Origin of the sequence: Salinicola sp. CR57, assembly GCF_003206585.1 — a bacterium.
GTDB lineage: Bacteria > Pseudomonadota > Gammaproteobacteria > Pseudomonadales > Halomonadaceae > Salinicola > Salinicola lusitanus.
This window is the reverse complement of the sequence record NZ_PZJL01000005.1, coordinates 638,264-662,814: the sequence shown is the minus strand read 5'-3', so window position 1 is coordinate 662,814 and position 24,551 is coordinate 638,264. Positions and strand designations below refer to the sequence as shown.

Here is a 24,551-nt window from a genome sequence, read left to right as displayed (position 1 = left end):
CGGTTGCCGGGAGCCCGCCCGGGCTCAGGCAGTCCATTTCTCAGCGGCCGTTGACCAGCATCAGGAACTCCTGGCGCGTGGTCTGATTCTTGCGAAAGCTACCCAACATCACCGAGGTCTTCATGCTGGAGTTCTGCTTTTCGACCCCTCGCATCATCATGCACATGTGCTGGGCCTCGATCACCACGCCGACACCGCGCGCCTGGGTCACCTGCATCACCGCTTCCGCGATCTGTCGGGTCAGATGTTCCTGAATCTGCAGGCGACGCGCGTACATGTCGACGATTCGCGCGAATTTCGACAGCCCCAGCACTTTGCCCTGGGGCAGGTAGGCAATATGGCACTTGCCGATGAAAGGCAGCACGTGATGCTCGCACATCGAGTACATCTCGATGTCCTTCACCAGCACCATTTCGTCCGTGTCGGACGCGAAAACGGCACCGTTGACCAATTCATCCAGCGATTGACTATAACCCTGGGTCAAGAACTGCATCGCCTTGGCGGCACGCATCGGGGTGTCGCGCAGGCCTTCACGCTGGGGGTCTTCCCCCAGCTTTTCCAGAATACCGTGATAATGGCCTGCCAGTTGCTCTGTCATGTTGCTGCCTTGTCTATCGTTATCATCGATCGAACGCGCTCGCCGCCGCGACCGCCCCCGGCCTCACTCTCGGTGAGGGCCGATTCTAGCGAAACTGCACCGACACCACTATCTCGGCACCGACTAATGACCGGTTCAGGCGAGCCAGCGCGGCGAATCGAGTGTCACACGCTGCTGCTCCAGATGGCGGATGTGCTGATCCCAGTATCCGCTCTCGGCAACGTAGGGAAACGCCCGGGGAAAGGCGGGATCCTCCCAGCGCGCCGTCACCCAGGCGCTGTGGCGAATCAGGCGCAGCGTGCGCAGGGTCTCGATCCAGTCGAGCTGGCGCCGATCGAACTCCCGGCTCATCTCGTAGCCTTCGATGATCTCGGACAGTTGCATCTGCCACTCCCCCGGCGACTGAGCGGTCAGCAGCATCCAGAGATCCTGCACCGCCGGTGCCATCAGACAGTCGTCGAAGTCGACCAGAGCGAACCGTTCGTCCCGGCCCAGCATGTTGCCGAGGTGGCAATCGCCGTGAACGCGCTGGAGCGCGCTATCGGGCCAGGCGTGGTCCGTCATCAGCGGTACCAGGGCGTCGATGACCTGGCCATAGAGGCGCCGCTGGCGTGTATCCAGCCAGCGAGCCTCGAGGACACAGCGCCGGCTTTCGTCGACCATGGCGTTCAGGTCGAGCCGACGCCGGTGGCGGAAGGGTTCGCGGGCACCGATCTCGTGGACCTGACCAATCAGCTCGCCGAGCGCAAATAGATGGGAAGGATTATCGAGCTCCGGCGCCTGGCCGACCACATGCGCAAACAGCGCGAAGCGAAAACCCTCGAAATAGTGCAGCGTCTTGCCCTCGGCGCTCTCCCAGGGGGCGCCGACCGAGACCGACGCCGCCGCGAGCGCCAGGAGGAAAGCGTGCTCTTCGAGAATCTGCTCATCGCTCCAGCGCGCTGGCCGGTAGAATTTCACCACCCAGCGCCGGCGGTCGTCATCGGTCAGCGAATAGACCCGGTTCTCGTAGCTGTTGAGGGCGAACGGCTCGCCGGGCAACCAGAGCCCGAGAGACTCGACGGCCTCGACCACGAGCTGTGGCGTCAGCCTCTCGAACGGATGCAGGGAATCAGCGCTCATACGAACCTCGGCTAGCAGCGGCAGGCTTGCGCGCATGCTATCAGATTCGCGCCGACGGGGTACGTGCGAAAGCCAGCGCCGTGATCCTCTCGGCACCGGCATCTCGACAGGCACTGGCCAGCGAATCTAGCGTGGCGCCGGTCGTCATGACATCGTCGACGATCGTGACCGCGGCCGGCAACGATCGATTGATGACGAACGCGCGCGTCACGTTGCGTCGCCGGGAGAGTCGATCCAATCCCCGCTGAGAGGGCACCTCCCGAATCCGCTCGGCCGCGATGACCGGTAGCGCCAATCGTGCCGCCAGGCGTCCGGTCAACCAGGCGGTGTGGTCGAACCCTCGCTGCCGCGTGCGCTCATGCTGACCCGGCACACCGATCATGGCGCTTCCCAGCTCGGGAGCTCGATCCAGCGATGCCAGCATCAGTTGTACCAACACCTCCCCTGCCCGCGGGTCCGCCGCGAACTTGTAGCGCCGGACCAGACGCGTCACCCGCGACTCGTAACGCAGCGGCACCCATGACGAGGTCTGCTGCGGCCGACGTTTCAGGCATCGCCCACACTGGCGCGGACGAAGCGTCCCGGCGTGCGCGTTCGGCAGCGGCTCGGCGCAGAGTTCACAGGCGCCCTGATTCCAGGGCATGTCAGAGAAGCAGTCGGAGCACCAGGGCAGCCCCTCTTCGGCGGCGGCACTGCAGAAGGCGCAATACCCCGGCAGCGCTCTCTTCAATTGCGCGCCGATCCCGCCCAGTGACTTGCGGGTCAGCGGCCACATGATTTCCAGACATCGCAGCATCGACGTTTCCTCGCCCCGTTCAATCAACCTGTCGACCGCGGCGAAGAAAACTGAAGTGATCGGCGGACGCCGAGCGATGCTCAGGGCGCAACGATTGACATCGATCAAGGCGACAGTACAATGAGCGCGCCTGTCAGAATGCGGATGTGGTGGAATTGGTAGACACGCTAGATTTAGGTTCTAGTGCCGAAAGGTGTGGGAGTTCGAGTCTCCCCATCCGCACCATCGAATACCCTCAAAATCAATAGCTTATATTTTCCAAACGGGTTCTATCCGATCCCGGCTCGGCCAGGATGGCGCGGTGAACACATACGCCGTTGCGGCAGCGCGCGATCGGTCGCCCTCGAAGTACCAGCAACGACTCAGCCGTCGAGTCGACGGACCCACTGCCTGACGCGCCACCGCTGAAGCCGACTGGCGTAGCGTTTGGTATCGACCGAGACGGGAGCCAGCGTGCAGGCCTTGTCGTCCGTCATGTGAAGACGGAAGCGACGCTCGGCTCCGATCGGATGGTCTTCACTGCCGTAGATCGCGACGACACGAATATCGAGAAAGTGAAAAACGATATCGTCCGTGGGGCGATTGTGCTCGAGCGTCAGGTCGTGGGTCCTGCACAAGCGCTGCAAGATGGTCTCGAAGGTGCCGACGTGGCTGAAGCTTCCGCACGACATGGGGCCCTGGCTCGACTCCAACCTATCCCCTCCTTCACCGGAGTCCGTACCCGATGGGCCTGGCGACGCCTGGTCATCCGAGTGATGATCGCCTTCACAGTCGATCATGTCCTGGGTCAATGATCCTCGACTGGTGTGTAGCGTCGCGATGATGTGTTCGAGAAAGATCGGCTCGGAACTCATGTTGCTGATCAGGCACAGCGACGTCAGATCGTTGCCATGGCCGCGATTGATGATGATGCGAGGACGCCGGGTCCGGGCAAAGTTCCGATAGAGGATCTGGGCGTAGAAGAACCACACGAACAGCGTCAATATGCTGGTGACGGCGGTTATCGCCTTGCTGTGTTCCGACAACCACTCCATGGTCGGGATCGGCTCCTGCCTGCTGGGATCGCAAAGGCGACAATGTAGGCGAGAAACCTGGCCGGCGATATAACCCAGTTTGTGGCGCCAGCGCCGGCGATTTGACCAGTGAGCCAGAAACACGAAAGGCGGGCCTCTCGGCCCGCCTTTAAGTCAACCGCCGAACCCAGGCATCCTGCCCTGTCTTCGTCATCCTGACGGAGCGAGTTCACGGTAATGCTTGAGCCCTGTCTTCATCTTCCTGAATCCAACGGGCTGACAGTCGTCCTTGACTGCGACTCCGACTTACCTCTGCATCCTTCCACCCATCCTTGGGTGCGGTAAGTCAGCTAACGAACTCAAAGTTATACAAGAGTTGTCGACCCGTCAAGCTTTTTCAAATAGAGCCCATTCCGGGTGAAGGTGATGATTCTGGAAGCGGGCATGCGGAAGGGCCCCGCATGGCGTCCTGCGGGCCACGCAGCGAAAGAAACAATCGGCTGATATCGAGGGGGGGAAACCGACGGAAGGACGCCGGCTTCCCCGAGACACTTACCCCCTGCGCCATGAACCCCAACGCCGGAGGCGAAAGAGGCCGCATGACATCGCTGACGGTCATGCGCCGAAACTTTCCGCGCTCCTGAGCCTGTCGGCTCGTTCCCTGGCCCCTGCCACTAACCAACGCGAAGCGCACATCCCTTGGTCACGTCCCTGCGGCAGCCTTCACAGAAAGAATCGCGCAAATGTTAGATCAATACAGTACAAACGGCAAAGCCAAGTATAGATTGATCTCGTTCACCGAGCGGGATCCAGCTCACTGCGCCTTCCACGAACGCGCCATCCGTCGATGGGTGCGGTTCCCGGAATCCAGCGATAGCGTAAAACAAAAGGATATATAAATTATTTTTCTTATTACCAATTTCGAAACTGGGCTATCCTGTTGCCAAATCCGGCGCGTGCAAAGCCGGCTCCCCTCACCACTTTCTCCGGGAATCTTTTCGCTCATGACAATACGATCGATTTCAATGGCGTCTCTTCGGCTGGCCACACTGTCTCTCGCGCTGGGGCTAACCGGTGCAACCCTGGCACAGGCGGATACCTTGAGAGTGGGCATGTCGGGAGGCTACTACCCTTTCACCTACGTCGAGCACGATCAACTCAAGGGGTTCGAGGTCGATCTCATGAATGCGATCGGCGAGATCACCGGCGACGACGTCGAGTTCGTCACGGCCAGCTTTTCCGGTCTGGCGGGCATGCTGGACTCCAACCGCATCGATACCATCGCCAACCAGATCACCATTACGCCGGAGCGCCAGAAGAAGTATCTTTTTAGCCAGCCCTACGTCTACGACGGCGCCCAGGTGGTGGTTCGCAAGGGCAACGACGCCATCCATGGGGTGGAGGATCTCAAGGGCAAGACGGTGGCGGTGAACCTCGGTTCCAACTATGAGCAGTTGCTGAACGAACTGCCATACGCCGATGAGATCAACATCAAGACGTACGACTCCAACATCGAACAGGACGTCGCCCTGGGCCGCGCCGATGCCTTCGTCATGGACCGTGTCAGCGCTACCCAGGTGATCAAGGACAAGCCGTTGCCGCTGCAACTGGCCGGACAGCCCTTCTCTCGGATCGAGAACGCCTATCCGTTCCGCGACGACGCGGACGGCGAGGCTCTCCAGAAACGTATCAACGACGCACTCGCGCAACTGCGTGATAGCGGCCAGCTGAGAGACATTTCAGAGAAGTGGTTCGGCAGCGACATTACCCAGCCCTGATCAATGCTCACAGTGATGGCCCATGACGCCGACAGGCGTCATGGGCCTTTCCGTTATCCGAGCTCGCCAAACGCGGAGCGCCCAGCCCTGAGCCAAACGTCATGCACGCACTCGATATCGACTACATGCTGGGCCTGGTGCCCATTCTTCTCAGTTACCTGCCACTGACGCTGGAGATGGCGGCGGCCGGCATGGCCTGTGCGCTGGTGCTCGCCTGCCTACTGGCGGTCATCCGGGTCAGTCGCGTGCCGGGCCTCAACGCCTTCGCACTGCTGTTCATCTCGTTTTTCCGCGGTACGCCGCTGCTGGTGCAACTGTTCCTGTTCTATTACGGGCTACCACAGGTCTTGACGTTCCTCGTCGCGATCAACGGCGTTACCGCCACCATTCTCGGACTGACGCTCCACTTTTCGGCCTACATGGCGGAGTCGATCCGTGCCGCCATCGTGGGGATCGATCGTAGCCAGACCGAAGCCGCGCTATCGATCGGCATGACCCGGGCGCAACTGATGCGTCGCATCGTGTTGCCCCAGGCGACCCGGGTGGCAACGCCGACGTTGATGAACTATTTCATCGACATGATCAAGTCGACCTCGCTGGCCTTCACGCTCGGCGTCACCGAGCTGATGGGTGCCACCCAGAAGGAAGCCGCTGGCAGCTTTCTCTACTTCGAGGCCTTTCTGGTCGTGGCAGTCATCTACTGGATCGTGGTCGAGGCACTTTCCTGGGTCCAGAAATGGCTGGAACAACGACTCAACCGGGCGTATCAGCGATGATAGAACTCAAGGGCATCCGCAAGCAGTTTGGCAGTCACATCGTCTTCGACGATGTCGATCTTCAGCTCGAGCGTGGCGAGATCATCGTGATCGTCGGTCCCTCGGGTACCGGCAAGTCCACGCTGCTGCGCTGCATCAATTTCCTGGAGACGCCCGATGCCGGCCAACTGACCGTCGGCGATCTCAGGCTCGATGCCACGACCGCGACGCGTGACCAGATCCTCGCCCTGCGGCGGCGTACCGCCTTCGTATTCCAGAACTATGCTCTCTTCGCCAACAAGACCGCCCTCCAGAACATTGCCGAAGGCATGATCGTGGTCGATGGCATCGCCAAGCGCGAGGCGTACGCCAGGGCAAGGGAGATTCTCGGACGCATCGGGCTGGCCGACAAGGCCGACGCCTACCCCGCCGCGCTCTCCGGCGGACAGCAGCAGCGCGTGGGCATCGGCCGGGCCATGGCCGCCAATGCCGAGGTCATCCTGTTCGACGAACCGACATCCTCGCTGGACCCGCAGTGGGTGGAAGAAGTGCTCGGGCTGATGAAACAGCTTGCGGCCGAGCACCAGACAATGATCGTCGTCACTCACGAGATGCAGTTCGCTCGCGAGGTCGCCGATCGGGTAGTGTTCATGGATCAGGGCGGCATCATCGAGCAGGCGCCTCCCTCGGAGCTGTTCAGCCACCCCAAGGACGAGCGCACCCAGCAGTTCCTGCGCAAGATCCTGGCGGCAAACAAGAGCTGACCGACCCGCCCCGGGCAACGATTTCCCCTCTGGCGACGTGTCGCGAAATCGCTTTCTCTTCTAGGCTAGTATCCGGCCAATCACAAGGAACAGCATGAAGCGAAACCACGTTAGCCTACGGGATGGATTGCGACACACGGCTTCGGCAGGCTATGTCGCCAAGGGCATGATCTACCTCACCATCGGCTGGCTGGCGCTACTGACGGCGATAGGCTTGGGGGGCAGCGAGAGCGGCGCCTCGGACGTCATTCGCAAGATCGCGCTGTGGCCGTTCGGGCGTGCGCTACTGGCGCTGCTGGGGCTGGGACTCGTCGCCTATGTGTTGTGGCGCCTGGCTCAGGCGATCTGGGACACGGAGCGCAAGGGCAACGACTGGCAGGGATGGATACAACGTCTGGGGTTCGCGGTCAGCGGCGGCTTGTATGCCACGCTGGCCTGGCAGTGTGCCACTCTGGTCTTTCAGAGCCTGGCCCAGGCCCAGGGCGGCGGGACCTCCGAGAGTACCGAACGGGTCCTGGGCATTCCCGGCGGCCGCTGGTTACTGGTCATGCTCGGCGTCGTCTTCATCGGCGTCGGCATCCACCAGATGGTGCGCGCCTGGCGGCGTTCCTATCGCAAGAACTGGCACCTGGACAGCCGGCCCAACCCACCACTGCCGCTGCTCGAGGCGATCGCGCGTCTCGGTCTCGCGGCCCGAGGCGTCACATTCCTCCTGATAGGCAGTCTGATCGCTCTGGCGGCCTGGCGCCTGTCGCCCAGTGATGCCCAAGGCCTGGGCGCCGCACTGAACCTGCTGGCTCACCAACCCTTCGGCGACTGGCTTCTGGGCGGTGCCGCGGTCGGCCTGATGGCGTACGGTGGCTACTGCTTCATCAATGCCGGCTATCGTCGGGTCAGGCACCCACTGAGCGGAACCTGACCAACCCGCCGCCGGACCGAGGGCCGGCGAGCCACCAACAGCGACGCATAAAAAAGACCGCCGTGGCGGTCTCAAACGATCGATAAACCTATCTCGAGAGAACGAGACGGGGGTCATCGCACGAACTCTGGTTCCCGCTTATTGAGCTGGCCCCGTATTGAGAGGTTGGCGATTGACAGAGTCCTTGCCAGCGGCGCCATCCTGATCGCTGCCACTCAAGGGGGCACTGTTGTCCATCGTCGGAGACATGGGGGCAGCGTCGCCTCGACGGGGCATGCCTTTCACCATCCCGTCACGATTGGCGCTGTCCTTGCTCGCCATTCCCATCTGATCGCTGCTGCTGTTGGGTGCACTGTCATCCATGGAAGAACCATGGGCGGACTTATGCGGTGATGACGGCATGCCGTTCACCATCGCATCGCGATTGGTGCTGTCCTTGCTTGCCATTCCCATCTGATCGCTGCTGCTGTTGGGCGCGCTATCGTCCATGGCGGTCTGGGCCATGGCTGCACCGCTCAACACGGCCAACATCAAACCGGTAGCGATACCGAAACGGTGACGGATGGAGATTTTCATAAGGGGCTCCTGCGGGTTTCCATGATCGAACGCGGCGTCGCGCTCCTGGGTCTTCCCTAACATGACGGTTGTGGCCGTCTATCCCTGTATACGCCGCTGTTCTGGAAACGGATGCAGTGCCCCTTGCGCTCTCACCCCAACAACAGCGCCCCACCCGCAGCGGCAATGACGGCACCGATACCGCGAAGCCAGCGGCTGTCACGCTGCATCAGCCAGTTGCCGACCAGACGGCCGACCAGCGTGATAGCGACGCTGGCGATGACGAAGCCAACGGCGTAGAGCAGTGCCGATGCCCCGGGCGCCAGCTCGCTGCCGTGAGCATGTCCATGCAGCAGAATGAAGGCAAAGACCAGGGTGCCACCAACCGTGGTGGGCAGCTTGACCAGACAGGCCAGCATCACGCCCGCCAGCAGGACGCTGGAGGCGATGCCGAATTCGACGCCGAGCAGCGGCACGCCGGCCCAGGCCAGTCCCGCCCCCGCGATCATGCCCAGGGCAATCAGCAGCGGCATGGCACGGCACAACGCCGGGGACTGGCGGCAGCTCCACAAGCCGATTGCCAGCATGGCGAGCAGATGGTCGAGCCCCGTCAACGGATGCATCAGCCCGGCCAGGAAGCTGCCGCCATGGGTATGCGGTAGCGCGCCGGGATGCGCCATGGCCGCCGAGCCGACCAGCAGCAAGAGCGGTGCGGAGAGCCAGGCCAGGCTACGAGCCGGGGGAGTGGATGCCGTCATGACGAATCTCCTTGCAGGTAACGGATGAGAGATCAGTTGGCTGTCAGCAGTTGCTGGTCCTGGATGGCACGTCGTTCTTCTCCGCGCCGCTCCGGCAACATTCCACGGTCGAGGATGAAACGAACGATGGTCTCGACACCGACCCCGTCATGCAGGTTGGTGAAGACGAAGGGACGCTCGCCACGCATCTTCTTGGCATCGCGCTCCATCACTTCGAGGGAGGCATGGACGTAGTCGGCGATGTCGATCTTGTTGATGATCAGCAGATCCGACTTGGTGATTCCGGGGCCGCCCTTGCGCGGGATCTTGTCGCCAGCCGAGACGTCGATGACGTAGAGCGTCAGATCCGAGAGCTCGGGACTGAAAGTGGCAGCCAGGTTATCGCCACCGGACTCCACCAACACCAGCTCCAGATCGGGATGGAGGGCGTGCAGGTCGTCGATCGCCGCGAGATTCATCGAGGCATCCTCGCGGATCGCCGTGTGGGGACAGCCGCCGGTTTCCACGCCGATGATACGGTCGGCGGCCAGTGCATCGTGACGCAGCAGGAAGTCGGCATCCTCCCGGGTATAGATGTCGTTGGTCACCACCGCGATATCGTAGTGTTCCCGCAGCGCCAGACAGAGCTGCTTGAGAAGTGCCGTCTTGCCGGAACCCACCGGCCCGCCGACCCCCACGCGTAGACAATGCTTCATCGCTTTCCTCTCCTTCCAATATCTCAACTGCGAAACAGACGCGAATACTGTGTTTCATGCAGCGCACTCGCCAGGGCCAGCCCCGGCAGGATGGGACCTAGTGCCTCGTCGTGCAGCCGGTTGGCGGTCTCGACGGCGCTCACCAGTTCGGGTCGCAGCCGCTCGACCAGCCGCTGTGCCGCGGTCTGGCCCAGCGGCAGCGCCTTGCAGGCGGCGGCCAGCTGGTTCTCGAGCCAGGCCCATGCGAAGCCGAGCTGGGCATCCTCGATGCCGACTCCTCGCCGATGGGCCACCCAGGCAAACAGGGTGACGTACGCCGGGCGCCGGGGCAGCCAGCCATCTTCGGGCAGCAGCTCAAGATCACCCAGCAGACGCGCGAGCGCCTGCCCCAGACGCACGTCCTCGTCCGCCAGTTCCTGGGTTTCCCGATTGGCCCGAAGCCAGTCGTTCCAGACCTGCAGCGTCTCGCGATCGCCGGTTTTCCAGGCGCCCTGCAACCTGCCCAGCACCGGCAACTCGCAACATGTCAGGCCATCGTCGAGAACACCCGACAACCACTCGCCGAGGCTCTCCTCGTCACATACCCAGCCAAGCTCGAAGGCACTCTCCAACCCCTGTGACCAAGCGAAGGCGCCGATCGGCAGCGCCGGGCTGATCAGTTGCATCAGCCCCAGCAGGGCCAGCGGGTCGCGCGTCGACTCGGCCATCAAGTCTCAACGCTCCTGCTTGTGGCCATGGCGGTACGAGAGATGCTGCTGGAAGTCATAGACCTGGCCGAGGTTCCCGACAGCGTCGTGATCGTGGGGATGGTCGTGGCCGTGGGAATGACCGTGAGCATGGGAGTGGGCGTGTCCATGGCGAGCCCCCTCGCCCTCGGCATACGCGCCCGGCTCGGGGTCGAACGGCGCCTGATGATGCTCGAGCGTTGCTCCCAATCTTACCGCCAGGGTTTCCAGCACATGATCCGGCGGAAAACGCACCCAGCCGCACTCGCCGGCCGTGCCGATCGCCAATTGAACGTGACGATTGCCCAGGTGATAGCAGAGCCTCGCCAATGCCAGCCCGAGCGGCACCTTCGCCGTCACCACCGGTTCCGCGGCAGCGAGGACTTCGATCACCTCGCCGCTTTCGGCACGCAGTAACGCCCCGTCGCGCAGCACCGGGCCGCGATCGAGGAAAATGCCGATCTCGTGGCCCCGGTCGCTGGTCGCCTTGAGTCGGCCGCGCATTCGCAGCTCGAACGGCAACGTCACGCTGTCGATGGCGATAGCGTCGGACGTCGCCTCCAGCCGTTCAATCAATTTCCACATGTCTATCTGCCTCGTGATGGCCGCTACCGGACTCGAGATGACCTCGACATAGATAACCGAAAACGAGCCCGGCCGGCGGATGAATAGTCGAATCAAAAAAGATGATAACGCTGGGCCAGCGGTAACTCGAAGGCCGGCTCACAGGTCAAGAGTTCGCCGTCGGCGCGCACCTCGTAGGTTTGCGGATCGACCTCCAGATGCGGACAGGCGTCGTTGAGCTTCATGTCCGACTTGCGAACGCCCCGTACGTTCCTGACCGCCGACAGCATGCTCTCCAGACCCAGGCGCTCCTTGATCCCGGCATCCAGCGCGGCCTGGCTGACGAAGCTGAAGCGGGTCGCGCTGGCCGCCTTGCCAAAGGCGCCGAACATCGGCCGATAATGCACCGGCTGCGGTGTGGGGATCGACGCGTTGGCATCGCCCATCGGCGCCGCCGCGATCATGCCGCCCTTGACGATCAACGCCGGTTTGACGCCGAAGAACGCCGGGCTCCACAGCACCAGGTCGGCCAGTTTGCCGACTTCCACCGAGCCGACCTCGTGGGCGATGCCGTGGGTCAATGCCGGGTTGATGGTGTACTTGGCGATATAGCGGCGGGCGCGAAAGTTGTCCGCGCCCAGCGCCGCATCTTCCGGCAGCAGGCCGCGCTGCACCTTCATCTTGTGTGCGGTCTGCCAGGTACGGCAGACCACCTCTCCCACCCGCCCCATTGCCTGGGAGTCCGACGAGATCATCGAGATCACGCCCATGTCGTGAAGGATATCCTCGGCGGCGATGGTCTCGCGACGAATGCGGGAATCGGCAAACGCCACGTCTTCCGGAATGTTCGGATCGAGATGGTGACACACCATCAGCATGTCGAGATGCTCGTCGATGGTATTGACCGTGTAAGGCCGGGTCGGATTGGTCGACGACGGCAACACGTAATCCTTCGAGCAGGCGGTGATGATGTCGGGGGCGTGACCGCCGCCGGCACCTTCGGTGTGATAGGTGTGAATGCCGCGCTCCTTGAACGCGGCGATCGTATCCTCGACGAAGCCGGACTCGTTGAGCGTATCGGTATGAATCGCGACCTGGATGTCGTAGCGCTCCGCCACGCTCAGGCAGTTGTCGATCGAGGCTGGCGTCGTGCCCCAGTCCTCATGCAACTTGAGCCCGATCGCTCCAGCGACGATCTGCGCTTCCAGCGCCTCCGGCAGGCTGGCGTTGCCCTTGCCGAGCAGGCCGATGTTCATCGGCAGGGTGTCGATCGCCTGCAACATCCTGGCGAGATGCCACTCGCCGGGGGTACAGGTGGTGGCATTGGTGCCAGTCGCCGGACCGGTACCGCCGCCGAGCATGGTGGTGACGCCGCTCATCAAGGCTTCTTCGACCTGCTGCGGACAGATGAAGTGGATGTGCGCGTCGATACCGCCGGCGGTGAGAATCTTGCCCTCCCCCGCGATGATCTCTGTGCCCGGCCCGATGACGATGTCGACGCCAGGCTGGACGTCCGGATTGCCGGCCTTGCCGATGGCGGCGATCCGGCCTTGCTGCAGGCCGACATCCGCCTTCACCACCCCCCACCAGTCGAGGATCAGCGCATTGGTGATGACGGTATCCATGACACTGTCATCCACGCGCTGGCTCTGGCCCATCCCGTCCCGGATGACCTTGCCACCGCCGAACTTGACCTCGTCGCCGTAGACCGTCGCGTCGCGCTCGACCTCGATCCACAGTTCGGTGTCGCCCAGGCGCACGCGATCGCCGACGGTGGGGCCGTACATGTCCGCGTACGCCTGCCGGGTAATCGTCACCATCAGTTCGTTCCCCCTTGATCGCCATTGTCATCAGGCGCCCCTGGCGCGGCGGTGGGCAGCGCCCCCATCACCTCGCCGCGGAAACCGTAGATCCGACGCGCGCCGGCATAGGGCACCAGGGTCACCTCGCGACTCTGGCCCGGCTCGAAGCGAATCGCCGAACCGGCCGGCACGTCGAGACGATAGCCACGCGCGATGGTGCGGTCGAAAACCAGCGCCGGGTTGGTCTCCGCGAAGTGGTAGTGGGAGCCGACCTGAACCGGCCGGTCACCGGTATTGGCCACCGCCAGCGTGATCGTCTCGAGACCCGCATTGAGCTCGATCTCGCCATCCTGAATCTGCGTTTCACCGGGAATCATCGATTTTCCCTTGTTGTCGATTGTTCTTCGCCGGGACGGCACCCGGACGGCTCATGGCAAGGCCGTCGACGTTGGCCGACCGGCAGCATGCGAAACCGCGCCGACACTGCCCAGCCCGGAAGCGCCGCGTCAGACGATGGGATCGTGAACCGTGACGAGTTTGGTGCCGTCCGGGAATGTCGCTTCGACCTGCACCTCGTGAATCATGTCGGCCACCCCGTCCATGACGTCTTCCCGCGTCAGTATTTCGCGCCCATATCCCATCAGGTCGGCCACGCTCCTGCCATCCCGCGCGCCTTCCAGAATCTCGAAACTGATCAGCGCCATCGCTTCCGGATAGTTGAGCTTGAGCCCACGGGCGCGCCGCCGCTCGGCCAGTTGGGCGGCACTGAACAGCATCAGCTTGTCTTTGTCTCTCGGGGTCAATTCCATCGCGACGGCTCCCTGGCTCTTGCGCGTTGTTCAAAGTTCGGTCTTTCGGCCCTGCCGCCGGGCAAGCGCCGGCTTCGATGTGCCGCGAACGGGTCTATCCACGGGGTCGTCACGTCCGCCAGATGCGCGGCTCGCAGACGCCCCGACCGGCCAGCAAGGGTCGAAGCACGTGCCAGGCAGCGCAGCACAGATCCCAGGCTTCGTTGCGGGAGCTGTCCAGGTAGCGCAGCAGCAGCACGCCGTGACGTTGCGTCACCGCCCAGTTCGAGCGTGTCGGCAACGCCGCTCTGAGGGCACCGACCGCTCCGCCGGCATCCTCCAATCCCGCCGCCCACAGCGTGGCCTGGACCGTCGCGCCGCCCTGCCCCCAACGCCCGACGAATCGCCGGTGCGCCGGATCCAGCGGCTGGCGCTCGAGCCACAGCGGCAGGCCATCCCGGCTCAGTCGAAAGCGCTGTTCGATGCGGCCGCTCTCGAACGGCAGCTGGCTCGCCGGGCGCCCCAACGCCATGATTTCCCACCCCAGGCAGCGGGCGTTGCCCTGCAAGGCGATCTCGGTGAGCTGCTCGCCTCGCGAGCCATCGAACCCGATGGTCTCTTGGGGCAGCCACTCGAGAAGACCATCGTCCTCGACGGCGAATCGATTGGTCTGCGACCAGGCGACGGCGTGGCTGTCCGCGCGGTAGAGCTTGGTCGCCGCCGGCGTGGTGAGCACGGCATGGGCAGAAGGCTCGACCCGGATGTCGACCGTCAACGCATCGCCGCTGACCAGCCCCCCTGGCGGATGCAGCAGATAGACGTGACAGGGGTCGACTCGGCCGACCTGGTGCGGCTCCGGGTAGAACGGCCGCTGGACCCTTAGCGGCCCGTGGTGACGTGCCTGGACCAAGCGCGTTCGTGTCGCGCCTTCCCGACCATGGGGGCGCGACGCGAACGCCAACGACAGCGAGGCATCCCAGCGGCGCCCGGCATCGAAACGGTGCCCGGAATCCGCCGGCGCCGGTGATACCGTCCGTTGCAACGGTCTGGTGATCTCGGCCGTCATACCGTTAGATGTCGCTTGATCAGGTCGTCGCTCAATGATCCGATATCTCCCTCGGCCACCTTCTGTCCCCGATCCATGATCACGAAGCCATCGGCGTAGCGACGCGCGAACGGCAATTTCTGCTCGACCAACAGCACCGTCAGGCCATCCTCGCGATTCAGCTTGCGAATGACCTCCCCGATCTGAGCGACGATGTTGGGCTGGATACCCTCGCCCGGCTCGTCGAGGATCAGCAGACGGGGGTCGAGCACCAGCGCTCGTCCGATCGCCAGTTGCTGCTGCTGCCCGCCGGAAAGATCACCACCTCGACGATAGCGCATCTCCTTGAGCACCGGAAATAGCTCGTAGATGCGCTCGGGAATCTTGCCGACCCTTTTTTCCCCGTCACGAACGCGCCGCGATGGCAGCCCGATCTTGAGATTCTCCTCCACGCTCAGGGTGGCGAATATCTGGCGCCCCTGGGGCACATAGCCGATGCCCAGGCCCGCGCGAGCCTCGGGGCGGCGCTTGAGCAGATCCTCGCCGTCGAAGCGAATGCTGCCACCACGGGCGGCAACCTCGCCCATGATCGTCTTCAACAGCGTCGTCTTGCCGACCCCGTTGCGCCCCATCACGCAGGTACAGCGACCCGCGGGCACGTCCAGGGTGAGATCGCGCAGTATATGACTCTCGCCATAGTACTGGTTCAGATTTTCCACGCTCAGCATCAGGCCGACTCCTCGTCACCGCCGAGATAGACCTCGATCACCCGCAAATCGTTCGACACCTCATCCATGGTGCCCTCGGCCAGGACACTCCCCTGATGCAGCACCGTGACCTGCCGCGCGATCGAACGCACAAAGCCCATGTCGTGCTCGACCACGACCACCGACTGCTGGCCGGCGAGGCGCGTCAGCAGCTCGGCGGTGCGGTGCATTTCCGGCTCGGTCATGCCGGCCACGGGCTCGTCCACCAGCAGCAGGCGCGGTCGCTGCATCAGCAGCATGCCGATCTCGAGCCACTGTTTCTGGCCATGGGAGAGAACGCCGGCAAGACGATAACGCTCCTCGCTCAGCCCGATCGTCTCGAGCACCTCGTCGATCCGCGCCTGCCCTTCGTGGTCGAGCCGCGCCAGCAGCGTTTTCCAGACTCGCCGCTCACCCGCCATCGCCAGCTCCAGGTTCTCGGTCACGTCGAGCGCCTCGAACACCGTCGGTTTCTGGAACTTGCGGCCGATGCCGAGATTGGCGATCTGCGGCTCGTCCAGGGCCAGCAGGTTGTGGCGGCTGCCGAACCAGACCTGGCCGGTGTCGGGACGTGTCTTGCCGGTGATGATGTCCATCATCGTCGTCTTGCCGGCCCCGTTCGGGCCGATGATGCAGCGCAGCTCGCCATCGTCGATGGTCAGATTCAAGCCGTTGATGGCCTGGAAGCCATCGAAACTGACGCTGACCTCCTCAAGATAGAGGATCGGTCCGTGACGCACGTCCACCGGCGACTGGGCCGGGGCCATGAAGTCGAACACCCGGTCTGGCCGGGCCAGCTCGCGCAACCTGCCGAAGCGGGCACTCTCCACACCGCTCATGCGCTTGCCTCCCTCTGCCCAGGCTGCACCGCTGCGTGCCGCCGGCCCCGCCACTTCGCGATCACTCCGGCGATACCCTGTGGCAACACCATCGTCACCAGCACGAACAGCGCGCCGAGAATGAACAGCCAGGCGTCCGGCATCGCCCCCGTCAGCACCGTCTTCAGATAGTTGACCACCAGCGCACCGAGCAGGGCGCCGTAGAGCGTCGCGCGACCGCCCAGGGCAACCCACACCACGACCTCGATGGAGAACAGCGGCGCGAAGGTGCTGGGGTTGATGATGCCGACCTGCGGCACATAGAGCGCCCCGGCAACGCCGGCGATCATCGCCGACACCACGAACAGCGCCAGCTTGACGTGATCGACCCGATAGCCGATGAAACGCACCCGCGCTTCGGCATCCCGCGTCGCCACGCTGACCCGGCCCAGCCGCGAGACGGTGATCGCCCGGCACAGCCAGAACGCCAGCAACACGGCAATACCGGAGGCCAGGAACAGCGCCACGGTCATGCCTTCGCTGCTCAGGGAAAAGCCCAGCAACTCGTAGAAGCGCGTGAGGCCGGTACTGCCGCCAAGCCCCATCTCGTTGCGATTGAACGCGAGCATCAGCGCGAACGTCAGCGCCTGGGTAATGATCGAGAAGTAGACGCCGGTGACCCGGGAGCGAAACGCCAGCCAGCCGAACACCAGCGCCAGCAGACCCGGAGCCAGCAGGACCATGAGTGCCGCTACCGGAAAGTAGGTCATCATCGCCTGCCAGCCCGGCAATACCGAGGTCTGAGCGTTGAGGTAGAGCCCCATGGCGTAACCGCCCAGGGCGAAGAAGGCGCCATGGCCGAGGCTCAGAATACCGAGATAGCCCCAGATCAGGTCCACGGCGAGTGCCAGCAGCATGTAGGTGAAATACTTGCCCAGCAGTGCGACGGTCGCCCCGCTGACGTGCAGCGCGTTCGACGTCGGCAGGGCGTTGAGAATCAGCACGAGCAGCATGCCGACGATCAGCACCAGGCTGGTCACCAGCGTCGAGCGGGAGAGGAACGCCTGGCGCGACCGATCGCGGCCAGGCAAGGTGGCTTGGGTCGTCATGAGGTCCGCCCCTTGGGTGCGAAGATGCCCTGCGGGCGCTTCTGGATGAACAGGATCACGCCGACCAGCACGATGATCTTGGCCAGCACCGCGCCGACCCAGGGCTGCAGCACCTGGTTGATCACGCCCAGCGACATGCCCGCCACCAGCGTTCCCCACAGATTGCCGACGCCGCCGAAGACGACGACTAGGAAGGAGTCGACGATATAGCTCTGGCCCAGGTTGGGACCTACGTTGGTCAGCTGCGACAGCGCCACGCCGGCGAGCCCTGCGACGCCCGCGCCGAGGCCGAACGTGAGCATGTCGACGCGCGTGGCGCGCACGCCCATCGCCCTCGCCATGGCACGGTTCTGGGTAACCGCGCGCACCTCCAGCCCGAGGCGGGTGAAGCGCATCAACGCCCACAGCGCGGCGAACACGGCCAGGCAGAACAGCAGCACGCCAAGCCGGTTGAGCGTAAAGGCGAGCGCCTCGTTGATCTGCCAGGCGCCCTGCAGCCACTCGGGCGAGGTCACTCGACGGTTGAGCGGCGAAAACACGCTGCGCACCAGCTGCTGCAGGATCAGGCTGAGGCCGAATGTCGCCAGCAGCGTCTCCAGCGGGCGGCCCTTCAGAAAGCGGATCACGGTGCGCTCGATCACCACGCCGAACGCCCCGGCGACCAGAAACCCGCCGGGTATGGCGAGCGCCAGCGCCAACCCGGGCTGGCCGGGCAGCGCCTGCTGGATCAGCCAGGTGGTGTAGGCGCCGATCATGATCAGCTCGCCGTGGGCCATGTTGATCACGCCCATGACACCGAAGGTGATTGCCAGGCCGATGGCCGCCAGCACCAGAATCGAACCGGCACTCAGGCCGAAGAACAGCGTCTGCGCGCGGTCGTACCAGGCGCGCTTGCTCTCTATGCCGCCAAGCACCGATTGCGCCTCGGCCGCCAGGGGCGAGTCGCCCGCAGCGATCGGCACCAGCGTATTGCGCACCCGCGTATCGAGATTGCCGTGCAGCGTATCGAGCGCCTCGGCATCGCCGTTCTGCACGTCGTAGAGCGCCAGCGCGACATCGAGCGGCTGGCGAACGGCGTCGCTCTCCTCCTCATCGCGCATCCGGCGAACACTGGCGACATTGTCCGCGGTGATCTCTCCGATCAACCGCCGCGCCGCCGAGAGGCGCGACGCTTCATCGCCCGCGCTCAGCGACAGCGATGCGATCAGCCCCTCGAGCTGGGCACGCAGATCGTTGTTGATCTTGAAGATATCGACCGTACGTCGGGTGCCGGTGCCGGCATCCTCGAAGGTAATCGCGTCGATGATCGGCCATTCGCGGCCGCTATCGTCGGTGACGATATAAAAGCGATCGCCACGACGCTCCTTGCCGAGACGGCCATCCAGCAGCGCCTGCAACCAGCGCGCCTTCTGCTCGACGTCACTCTCGGCGATCGCCTTCGCGGCCGCCCCCTTGACTTGGAAATTACCGGTATCCAGCGCTTCAAGCAGCGCTCGCGGCTCACTGGAGGTCGCGGCGAAAGCGCCTTGACTGATGATGCTCAGGCTCCATGCCATCAGCAGGCACAGCAGCACGGTGATCGTCGGCCTGCGCGTCGGGACGCGGCCGTCATGTTCTACGGTGGCTCTCATGGGATCGTCCTCGGACGCGTTCTATCGCCGGGCCAAACGAGCGACACCGATGCCCAGGCGGACACCGGTGTCGAACCGGTCTGATTTAGTCGGCGCCGGGACCGTCCTGGCACTGCATGCTTTCGACATCGAGCTTGCCGCAGCGCAGCGGCGCCCGCCAGTCGCTGATCAGGTTCTTGGATTCCGGCAGATAGTCGGACCAGGCATCCCCGGCAACGGTCGTCGGCGTTCGCCAGACCACGCTGAACTGGCCGTCATCCTGAATCTCGCCGATCATCACCGGCTTGGTGATGTGGTGGTTGGGCATCATGGTCGACGCACCGCCGGACAGGTTGGGCACGGTGACGCCGATGATCGAATCCTTGACCGCGTCGACATCGGTGGTCCCCGCTTGCTCGACGGCCTGTAGCCACATGTTGAAGCCGATGAAGTGCGCTTCCATCGGATCGTTGGTCACCGCCTGGTCGTTGCCGGTGTAAGCGACCCAGTCATCGATGAAGTCGTAGTTGGCATCGCTATCGACGCTCATGAAGTAGTTCCACGCCGCCATGTGGCCGACCAGCGGCGCGGTGTCGATACCGGTCAACTCCTGCTCGCCGACGGAGAATGCCACCACCGGAATGTCTCCCGCCGAGATACCCTGGTTGGCAAGTTCGTTGTAGAACGGCACGTTGGCGTCGCCATTGATGGTCGACACCACCGCAGTCTTCTTGCCCTGGCTGCCGAAATCCTTGACCTGGGAGACGATCGACTGCCAATCGCTGAAACCGAACGGCGTGTAGTTGATCATGATGTCGTCGGCAGCGACGCCATTGGCCTTGAGATACGCTTCCAGAATCTTGTTGGTGGTGCGCGGATAGACGTAGTCGGTTCCCAGCAGCGCCCAACGCTCGACGCCTTGACTCATCAGGTAATCGACAGCCGGGATCGCCTGCTGGTTGGGTGCCGCGCCGGTGTAGAAGATGTTCTCGGAGGACTCTTCGCCCTCGTACTGCACCGGATAGAACAGCAGCCCGTTGAGTTCCTCGACCACCGGCAGCACCGCCTTGCGGGACGCCGACGTCCAGTTGCCGAAAATGACGTCGACGCGATCATCGCCAGTCAGCATGTCGCGCGCCTGCTCGGCATAGAGCGACCAGTCCGAGGCCGGATCCATGACCACCGGTTCGAGCTTGCGACCCAGCAGCCCACCGGCCTCGTTCTGCTTGTCGATCAGCATCAGCATCTCGTCTTTCAGCGTCGACTCGCTGATCGCCATGGTGCCGGAGAGCGAGTGCAGGATGCCGACCCGGATCGGGCCCTCGTCCTGGGCCACCGCGGCGGTACCGAAACCGGCCAGCCCCAGCGCGATGCTGGAACCGGCAATCAATTTGCGAAGGGATGTTGTTGTCATCGGATTCTCCTGGTCATGATCCCCTGATGATCGGGAATGCTCGCCCGTGACGGCGTAGCCATCGATCGGAAAACCCCATGCATTTTTCGTGCCCTAAACTTTCACCACCTCAACCTTGTATACAAAAACCAGAAAAAAGAGCGAGAACTTCGGTCAACGGCAACGATTTGGTGCAAAAAAAGATCGAAGAACCAGAGGCGATTTCCGCAAAAGGCGCGCCAGCCACCCTGGAAAGCCTCGACTCGCACCATCGTCGCGCATGAAACTCGCACGCGAGCAGATGTCGCTCTGCGCTGGTGCAGCCTGGCCCGATATCCGAGGTCAGCCATCCATGTGACGTCAGAACCAGTCCCGTTCCAACGCCATCAGCCCCGAAGGCCCCGCCGCTATCTGACGCTCCAACGCCTCGGAATGGGGTAACTGGCGAGTCAGAAAATGCTGCCCCACGATCAACTTCGCCCGATAGAAATCCTCACCGGACGGCCCTTGCTGGGTCAGGCCGCGCTGCGCCGCGCAGGCCGCCTTCCACCACAGCCAGCTGTAGACCGCGTAGCCCAACAGGTGCAGGTAATCATTGGCGGCCGCCCCAGCCGCCGCCGCGTCCTTGCTGGCGGCATCGATCACGGCCTCGGTGACCCGCTCGAGCCGGATCAACTCACGCTCGAGCGCCTCCCGGAACGGATGCACGTCAGGCGTGTCGATATCATCGTCCTCGAGATCCGCCCTGATCCGATCGACAAGACGCTCCACATAAGCCCCCCGGTTGCGCGTCAGCTTGCGGCCGATCAGATCCATGGCCTGGATGCCGTTGGTGCCCTCGTAGATCATCGCGATTCGCGCATCACGCACGTACTGCTCGGCGCCCCATTCGACGCAGTAACCGCTGCCGCCATAGATCTGCTGCGCCTCGACCGTGGCCGCAAAGCCCCGGTCGGTCAGAAACGCCTTGGCCACCGGGGTAAGCAGCGCGACCAGCTCGTCGGCCGCCTCGCGAACCTCGCGATCGGCGTGATACTTGGCGCGGTCGAGCTCGCGGGCGACACAGGCGGCGAACAGCCGCCCGCCCTCGTTCCAGGCACGGGCGTTGAGGGCCATGCGTCGCACATCGGGATGAACCAGAATCGGATCGGCGGCCTGGTCGGGCTCGGCGGCGCCACCTGGCGCACGGCTCTGGCGACGCTCGCGGGCAAAGGCGATGGCGCTCTGGTAGGCGACGTCGCCCAGGCCCAGACCCTGTATGCCAATCGAGAGCCGCTCGTAATTCATCATCGTGAACATCGCCGCCAGCCCCTGGTGGGGTTCACCGATCAGCACGCCTTCGGCGCCCTCGAAATGCATCACGCAGGTCGCGCTGCCGTTGATGCCCATCTTGTGCTCGAGGCCACCGCAGACAACGCCGTTCGCCTCTCCCAGCGAACCGTCTTCCAGCACCCGGCGCTTGGGAACCAGGAACAGCGAGATGCCCTTGGCGCCCGGCGGCGCATCCGGCAATTTGGCCAGCACCAGGTGGACGATATTGTCGGTCAGATCGTGCTCACCGCCGGTGATCCAGATCTTGCTGCCGGTCACCGAGTAACGGCCATCATCGCTCGGCACTGCCCGCGTTTTGATCAAGCCGAGATCGGTGCCGCAGTGCGGTTCGGTCAGGCACATGGTGCCCAGCCACTCACCGGCGTAGAGCCGCGGAAGATAGCGGGTCTTGACCGCGTCGTTGGCGTAAGCGTCGAGCAACAGGCCGGCACCGTTATTGAGCGTCAGGTATAACGCAAAGCCGGTATTGCTGGCGTAGAGCAGTTCGTCGAAGGACTGGGTCAGCAGTTTGGGCAGGCCCTGTCCACCATGGGCAGGATTGCCGCCGAGCCCGCACCATCCGCCCCGCGCCAGCTCCGCGAAGGCCTGGCGAAAACCGCCCGGTGTGGTCACCGCGCCATCCGACATCACGCAGCCTTCGTGGTCTCCACGCTGATTGAGCGGGAACAGCTCCGCTTCGACCAGACGAGCCGCTTCCTCGAGGACGGCATCGGCGAGTTCGGCATTGAAATCGGCGGTCGCCGACATGGCCCGCCACTCCTGCTCGGCCTGGAACACCTCTTCACGGACAAACCGCATGTCCATGAGCGGCGCGCGATAGTCTGCCATTCGACCCCCTCAAAAATTCAAACATTCGTTTAAATATGCCTGCGACTGTAAGCGATAATACCGGCGCGTTTCACTCTGACCTTGGTCTACTCTTCGCGTCGTCGCCAGAACAGAATCAGCAAGGAAAAGCGGCTACTGTCGCGAGACCCGCGATGGGAAACTTGCGGATTCTCGCCGAGACGGTTGGAAGCACCAACTTGATTCAGGATAATTGGGAAACTTGCGTGTTCCCGCGGATACGCCAGACTATGTGCTCTGCCTCGACCGGGTGGCACAGCCTGGCAAGACGCCCGGACGACGCAAGGGAGCGCAAGGGAATCGTCGCCACGCGAGGGCGACCTCGAACTGACTCATCAAACAATGGAGACGGCTAGTGGCTCAAGACGCCAATAATCAGCCGGATGCGCCGCAGGAAGGCATACCGGCTCCCGAGGGTCCCGCCAATCTCATCGACACCGATTATGTGATTGGCCAGGACAATATTCAGACCAGCAAGTTTGGTCTCAACGTCGATCTGCACGGCAAGGTCTTTTCGGTCTCGTCCCTGCTGATTCTGTTCTTCGTCATCATCACTCTGGCATTGCCGGAGCAGATGGGCCCGATCTTCAACGGTGCGAAGAGCTTCCTGACCGATCATCTGAGCTGGCTGTTCCTGTTCGCCGCCAACATCTTCGTGCTGCTGTCGGTGGTGCTGATCTTCACCCCGCTGGGCAAGGTCAGGATCGGCGGGCTGCACGCAAAACCCGATTTCAGCTATGCCGGCTGGTTCGCCATGCTGTTCGCGGCGGGCATGGGTATCGGGCTGATGTTCTACGGCGTCTCCGAGCCCATGACCCACTTCGACACGTCCATAGCCGGCGACTCCTGGGCGCCGCTGGGGGGTGCTCAGGGTGACCAGGCCGCAGCGCAATCGCTGGCCATGGCTGCCACGATTTTCCATTGGGGCCTGCACCCGTGGGGGATTTACGCGGTTGTCGCCCTGTCGCTGGCGCTGTTCTCCTTCAACAAGGGCCTGCCGCTGACCATGCGCTCGATCTTCTACCCCATTCTGGGTGAGCGGATCTGGGGCTGGCCGGGGCACATCATCGATATCCTGGCCGTATTCGCGACCTTGTTCGGTCTCGCGACATCCTTGGGCCTCGGTGCATCGCAGGCATCGGCCGGCCTCAACTATCTCTTCGGTACGCCCAACAACGATGTCACGATGGTGCTGCTGATCATCGGCATCACACTGGTCGCACTGATGTCGGTCATGCTGGGTGTCGACAAGGGCGTGCAACGCCTGTCCCAGATCAACATGGCGCTCGCGTTCCTGCTACTGCTGTTCGTGATCTTCGTCGGACCGACCCTGCTGATCGCCACCGGTTTCGTCGAGAACATGGGGTCGTACCTCAAGAACCTGCCGGCGCTTTCCAACCCGTTCGGTCGTGAAGACAGCAACTTCGTGCATGGCTGGACGGCCTTCTACTGGGCCTGGTGGATCTCCTGGTCACCGTTCGTCGGCATGTTCATCGCTCGTGTCAGCCGCGGTCGCACGGTGCGTGAATTCCTGATCGCCGTACTGCTGGTGCCGACCATCGTCTCCGTGCTGTGGATGACCGCCTTCGGCGATACCGCCATCAATCAGCTGGTCAGCGACGGCTTCCAAGGCGTCAAGAACGCCGAATTGCCGCTGCAGCTGTTCACCATGCTGGGCCAGTTGCCGTTGACCTCCATCACGTCGTTCGTCGGCATCATCCTGGTCATGGTGTTCTTCATCACCTCGTCCGACTCCGGTTCGCTGGTCATCGACTCGATCACTGCCGGCGGCAAGGTCGACGCACCGACGCCGCAGCGCGTGTTCTGGGCCTTGATCGAGGGTGCGATCGCCATTGCGCTGCTGCTGGGTGGCGGCTTGACGGCGCTGCAGGCGGCGGTCATCACTACCGGCCTGCCGTTCACGATCGTCCTGCTGGCAGCGTGCTACGCCATTATCCAGGGCTTGCGGTCCGAGCCTCGCGGCTGACAACCTCTTCCCGGAAAATGGATCACGAAAAAG

The 24,551-nt window shown here is 63.3% G+C and carries 24 protein-coding genes and 1 tRNA gene; 6 read left to right on the top strand and 19 right to left on the bottom strand.

Features of this window, described 5'->3' with window-relative positions; all coding sequences use genetic code 11:
* Positions 1-40: 40 nt before the first annotated feature.
* The 3 genes from folE to DOM56_RS09770 all read right to left on the bottom strand — a co-directional run bounded on the left by folE (position 41) and on the right by DOM56_RS09770 (position 2,516).
* Positions 41-598 carry a GTP cyclohydrolase I FolE gene (folE, locus tag DOM56_RS09780; RefSeq protein ID WP_110598270.1) on the bottom strand — a complete coding sequence of 186 codons (558 nt, stop codon included), beginning with the start codon at positions 596-598 and terminating at the stop codon, positions 41-43.
* A gap of 135 nt (positions 599-733) precedes the next feature.
* On the bottom strand, positions 734-1,720 hold the full coding sequence (locus DOM56_RS09775; RefSeq protein ID WP_110708660.1) for a serine/threonine protein kinase: 987 nt from the start codon (positions 1,718-1,720) through the stop codon (positions 734-736).
* Between the two features lie 40 nt (positions 1,721-1,760).
* Positions 1,761-2,516, bottom strand: coding sequence for a ComF family protein (locus tag DOM56_RS09770; protein WP_232822239.1), 756 nt, complete (start codon positions 2,514-2,516; stop codon positions 1,761-1,763).
* Positions 2,517-2,656: 140 nt separating this feature from the next.
* Between DOM56_RS09770 and DOM56_RS09765 the strand changes: the two genes are divergently transcribed.
* Positions 2,657-2,741 (top strand) — tRNA-Leu (locus DOM56_RS09765).
* 137 nt (positions 2,742-2,878) lie between these two features.
* Here the strand turns inward: DOM56_RS09765 and DOM56_RS09760 are convergent.
* Positions 2,879-3,550, bottom strand: a complete 672-nt coding sequence (locus DOM56_RS09760; RefSeq protein WP_110708579.1) for a hypothetical protein — start codon at positions 3,548-3,550, stop codon at positions 2,879-2,881.
* Between the two features lie 1,004 nt (positions 3,551-4,554).
* Between DOM56_RS09760 and DOM56_RS09755 the strand changes: the two genes are divergently transcribed.
* The 4 genes from DOM56_RS09755 to DOM56_RS09740 all read left to right on the top strand — a co-directional run bounded on the left by DOM56_RS09755 (position 4,555) and on the right by DOM56_RS09740 (position 7,745).
* Entirely contained in the window at positions 4,555-5,307 is a 753-nt protein-coding gene (locus tag DOM56_RS09755) for an amino acid ABC transporter substrate-binding protein (protein WP_110708578.1), read from the top strand.
* Between the two features lie 101 nt (positions 5,308-5,408).
* Complete coding sequence (locus DOM56_RS09750; RefSeq protein WP_110598273.1) at positions 5,409-6,083, top strand: amino acid ABC transporter permease; 675 nt, start codon at positions 5,409-5,411, stop codon at positions 6,081-6,083.
* Positions 6,080-6,826, top strand: a complete 747-nt coding sequence (locus DOM56_RS09745; protein ID WP_110708577.1) for an amino acid ABC transporter ATP-binding protein — start codon at positions 6,080-6,082, stop codon at positions 6,824-6,826. Before DOM56_RS09750 ends, DOM56_RS09745 begins: the two co-directional genes overlap by 4 nt.
* 94 nt (positions 6,827-6,920) lie before the next feature.
* Positions 6,921-7,745: a DUF1206 domain-containing protein gene (locus DOM56_RS09740; protein WP_110708576.1), complete on the top strand. Its 825-nt coding sequence runs from the start codon at positions 6,921-6,923 to the stop codon at positions 7,743-7,745.
* 138 nt (positions 7,746-7,883) lie between these two features.
* Here the strand turns inward: DOM56_RS09740 and DOM56_RS09735 are convergent, their stop codons facing one another.
* The 15 genes from DOM56_RS09735 to DOM56_RS09665 all read right to left on the bottom strand — a co-directional run bounded on the left by DOM56_RS09735 (position 7,884) and on the right by DOM56_RS09665 (position 22,513).
* The gene (locus DOM56_RS09735) at positions 7,884-8,321 is read right to left on the bottom strand and encodes a hypothetical protein (protein WP_110598276.1); all 438 of its coding nucleotides are present in this window, start codon (positions 8,319-8,321) and stop codon (positions 7,884-7,886) included.
* 131 nt (positions 8,322-8,452) lie between these two features.
* Positions 8,453-9,058 (bottom strand): HupE/UreJ family protein, encoded by a 606-nt coding sequence (locus DOM56_RS09730; RefSeq protein ID WP_110708575.1) that lies wholly within the window; start codon positions 9,056-9,058, stop codon positions 8,453-8,455.
* 32 nt (positions 9,059-9,090) lie between these two features.
* Positions 9,091-9,753 carry an urease accessory protein UreG gene (gene ureG / locus DOM56_RS09725; RefSeq protein ID WP_110598278.1) on the bottom strand — a complete coding sequence of 221 codons (663 nt, stop codon included), beginning with the start codon at positions 9,751-9,753 and terminating at the stop codon, positions 9,091-9,093.
* Between the two features lie 23 nt (positions 9,754-9,776).
* The gene (locus DOM56_RS09720) at positions 9,777-10,460 is read right to left on the bottom strand and encodes an urease accessory protein UreF (RefSeq protein WP_110708574.1); all 684 of its coding nucleotides are present in this window, start codon (positions 10,458-10,460) and stop codon (positions 9,777-9,779) included.
* A 6-nt stretch (positions 10,461-10,466) separates the two neighbouring features.
* Positions 10,467-11,063: an urease accessory protein UreE gene (gene ureE, locus DOM56_RS09715; RefSeq protein WP_110708573.1), complete on the bottom strand. Its 597-nt coding sequence runs from the start codon at positions 11,061-11,063 to the stop codon at positions 10,467-10,469.
* 92 nt (positions 11,064-11,155) lie between these two features.
* Entirely contained in the window at positions 11,156-12,862 is a 1,707-nt protein-coding gene (gene ureC, locus DOM56_RS09710) for an urease subunit alpha (RefSeq protein WP_198655735.1), read from the bottom strand.
* Complete coding sequence (locus DOM56_RS09705; protein WP_110708572.1) at positions 12,862-13,221, bottom strand: urease subunit beta; 360 nt, start codon at positions 13,219-13,221, stop codon at positions 12,862-12,864. Before DOM56_RS09705 ends, ureC begins: the two co-directional genes overlap by 1 nt.
* 129 nt (positions 13,222-13,350) lie before the next feature.
* Positions 13,351-13,653 (bottom strand): urease subunit gamma, encoded by a 303-nt coding sequence (locus tag DOM56_RS09700; protein ID WP_110708571.1) that lies wholly within the window; start codon positions 13,651-13,653, stop codon positions 13,351-13,353.
* Between the two features lie 109 nt (positions 13,654-13,762).
* Positions 13,763-14,698, bottom strand: a complete 936-nt coding sequence (locus tag DOM56_RS09695; protein WP_110708570.1) for an urease accessory protein UreD — start codon at positions 14,696-14,698, stop codon at positions 13,763-13,765.
* A complete protein-coding gene (gene urtE / locus DOM56_RS09690; RefSeq protein WP_110708569.1) occupies positions 14,695-15,405 on the bottom strand; it encodes an urea ABC transporter ATP-binding subunit UrtE in 711 nt (236 codons plus the stop codon). The genes DOM56_RS09695 and urtE overlap by 4 nt, the downstream gene beginning before the upstream one ends.
* On the bottom strand, positions 15,405-16,262 hold the full coding sequence (urtD, locus tag DOM56_RS09685; protein WP_110708568.1) for an urea ABC transporter ATP-binding protein UrtD: 858 nt from the start codon (positions 16,260-16,262) through the stop codon (positions 15,405-15,407). Before urtD ends, urtE begins: the two co-directional genes overlap by 1 nt.
* On the bottom strand, positions 16,259-17,350 hold the full coding sequence (gene urtC / locus DOM56_RS09680) for an urea ABC transporter permease subunit UrtC (protein WP_110708567.1): 1,092 nt from the start codon (positions 17,348-17,350) through the stop codon (positions 16,259-16,261). The genes urtD and urtC overlap by 4 nt, the downstream gene beginning before the upstream one ends.
* Positions 17,347-18,981, bottom strand: a complete 1,635-nt coding sequence (gene urtB / locus DOM56_RS09675; RefSeq protein WP_110708566.1) for an urea ABC transporter permease subunit UrtB — start codon at positions 18,979-18,981, stop codon at positions 17,347-17,349. The genes urtC and urtB overlap by 4 nt, the downstream gene beginning before the upstream one ends.
* An 85-nt stretch (positions 18,982-19,066) precedes the next feature.
* Positions 19,067-20,374 (bottom strand): urea ABC transporter substrate-binding protein, encoded by a 1,308-nt coding sequence (gene urtA, locus DOM56_RS09670; protein WP_110708565.1) that lies wholly within the window; start codon positions 20,372-20,374, stop codon positions 19,067-19,069.
* 339 nt (positions 20,375-20,713) lie between these two features.
* Positions 20,714-22,513 (bottom strand): acyl-CoA dehydrogenase C-terminal domain-containing protein, encoded by a 1,800-nt coding sequence (locus tag DOM56_RS09665; protein WP_110708564.1) that lies wholly within the window; start codon positions 22,511-22,513, stop codon positions 20,714-20,716.
* Between the two features lie 373 nt (positions 22,514-22,886).
* On the opposite strand from DOM56_RS09665, the gene DOM56_RS09660 reads away from it, so the two are divergent.
* The gene (locus tag DOM56_RS09660; protein ID WP_110708563.1) at positions 22,887-24,518 is read left to right on the top strand and encodes a BCCT family transporter; all 1,632 of its coding nucleotides are present in this window, start codon (positions 22,887-22,889) and stop codon (positions 24,516-24,518) included.
* Positions 24,519-24,551: the final 33 nt, after the last annotated feature.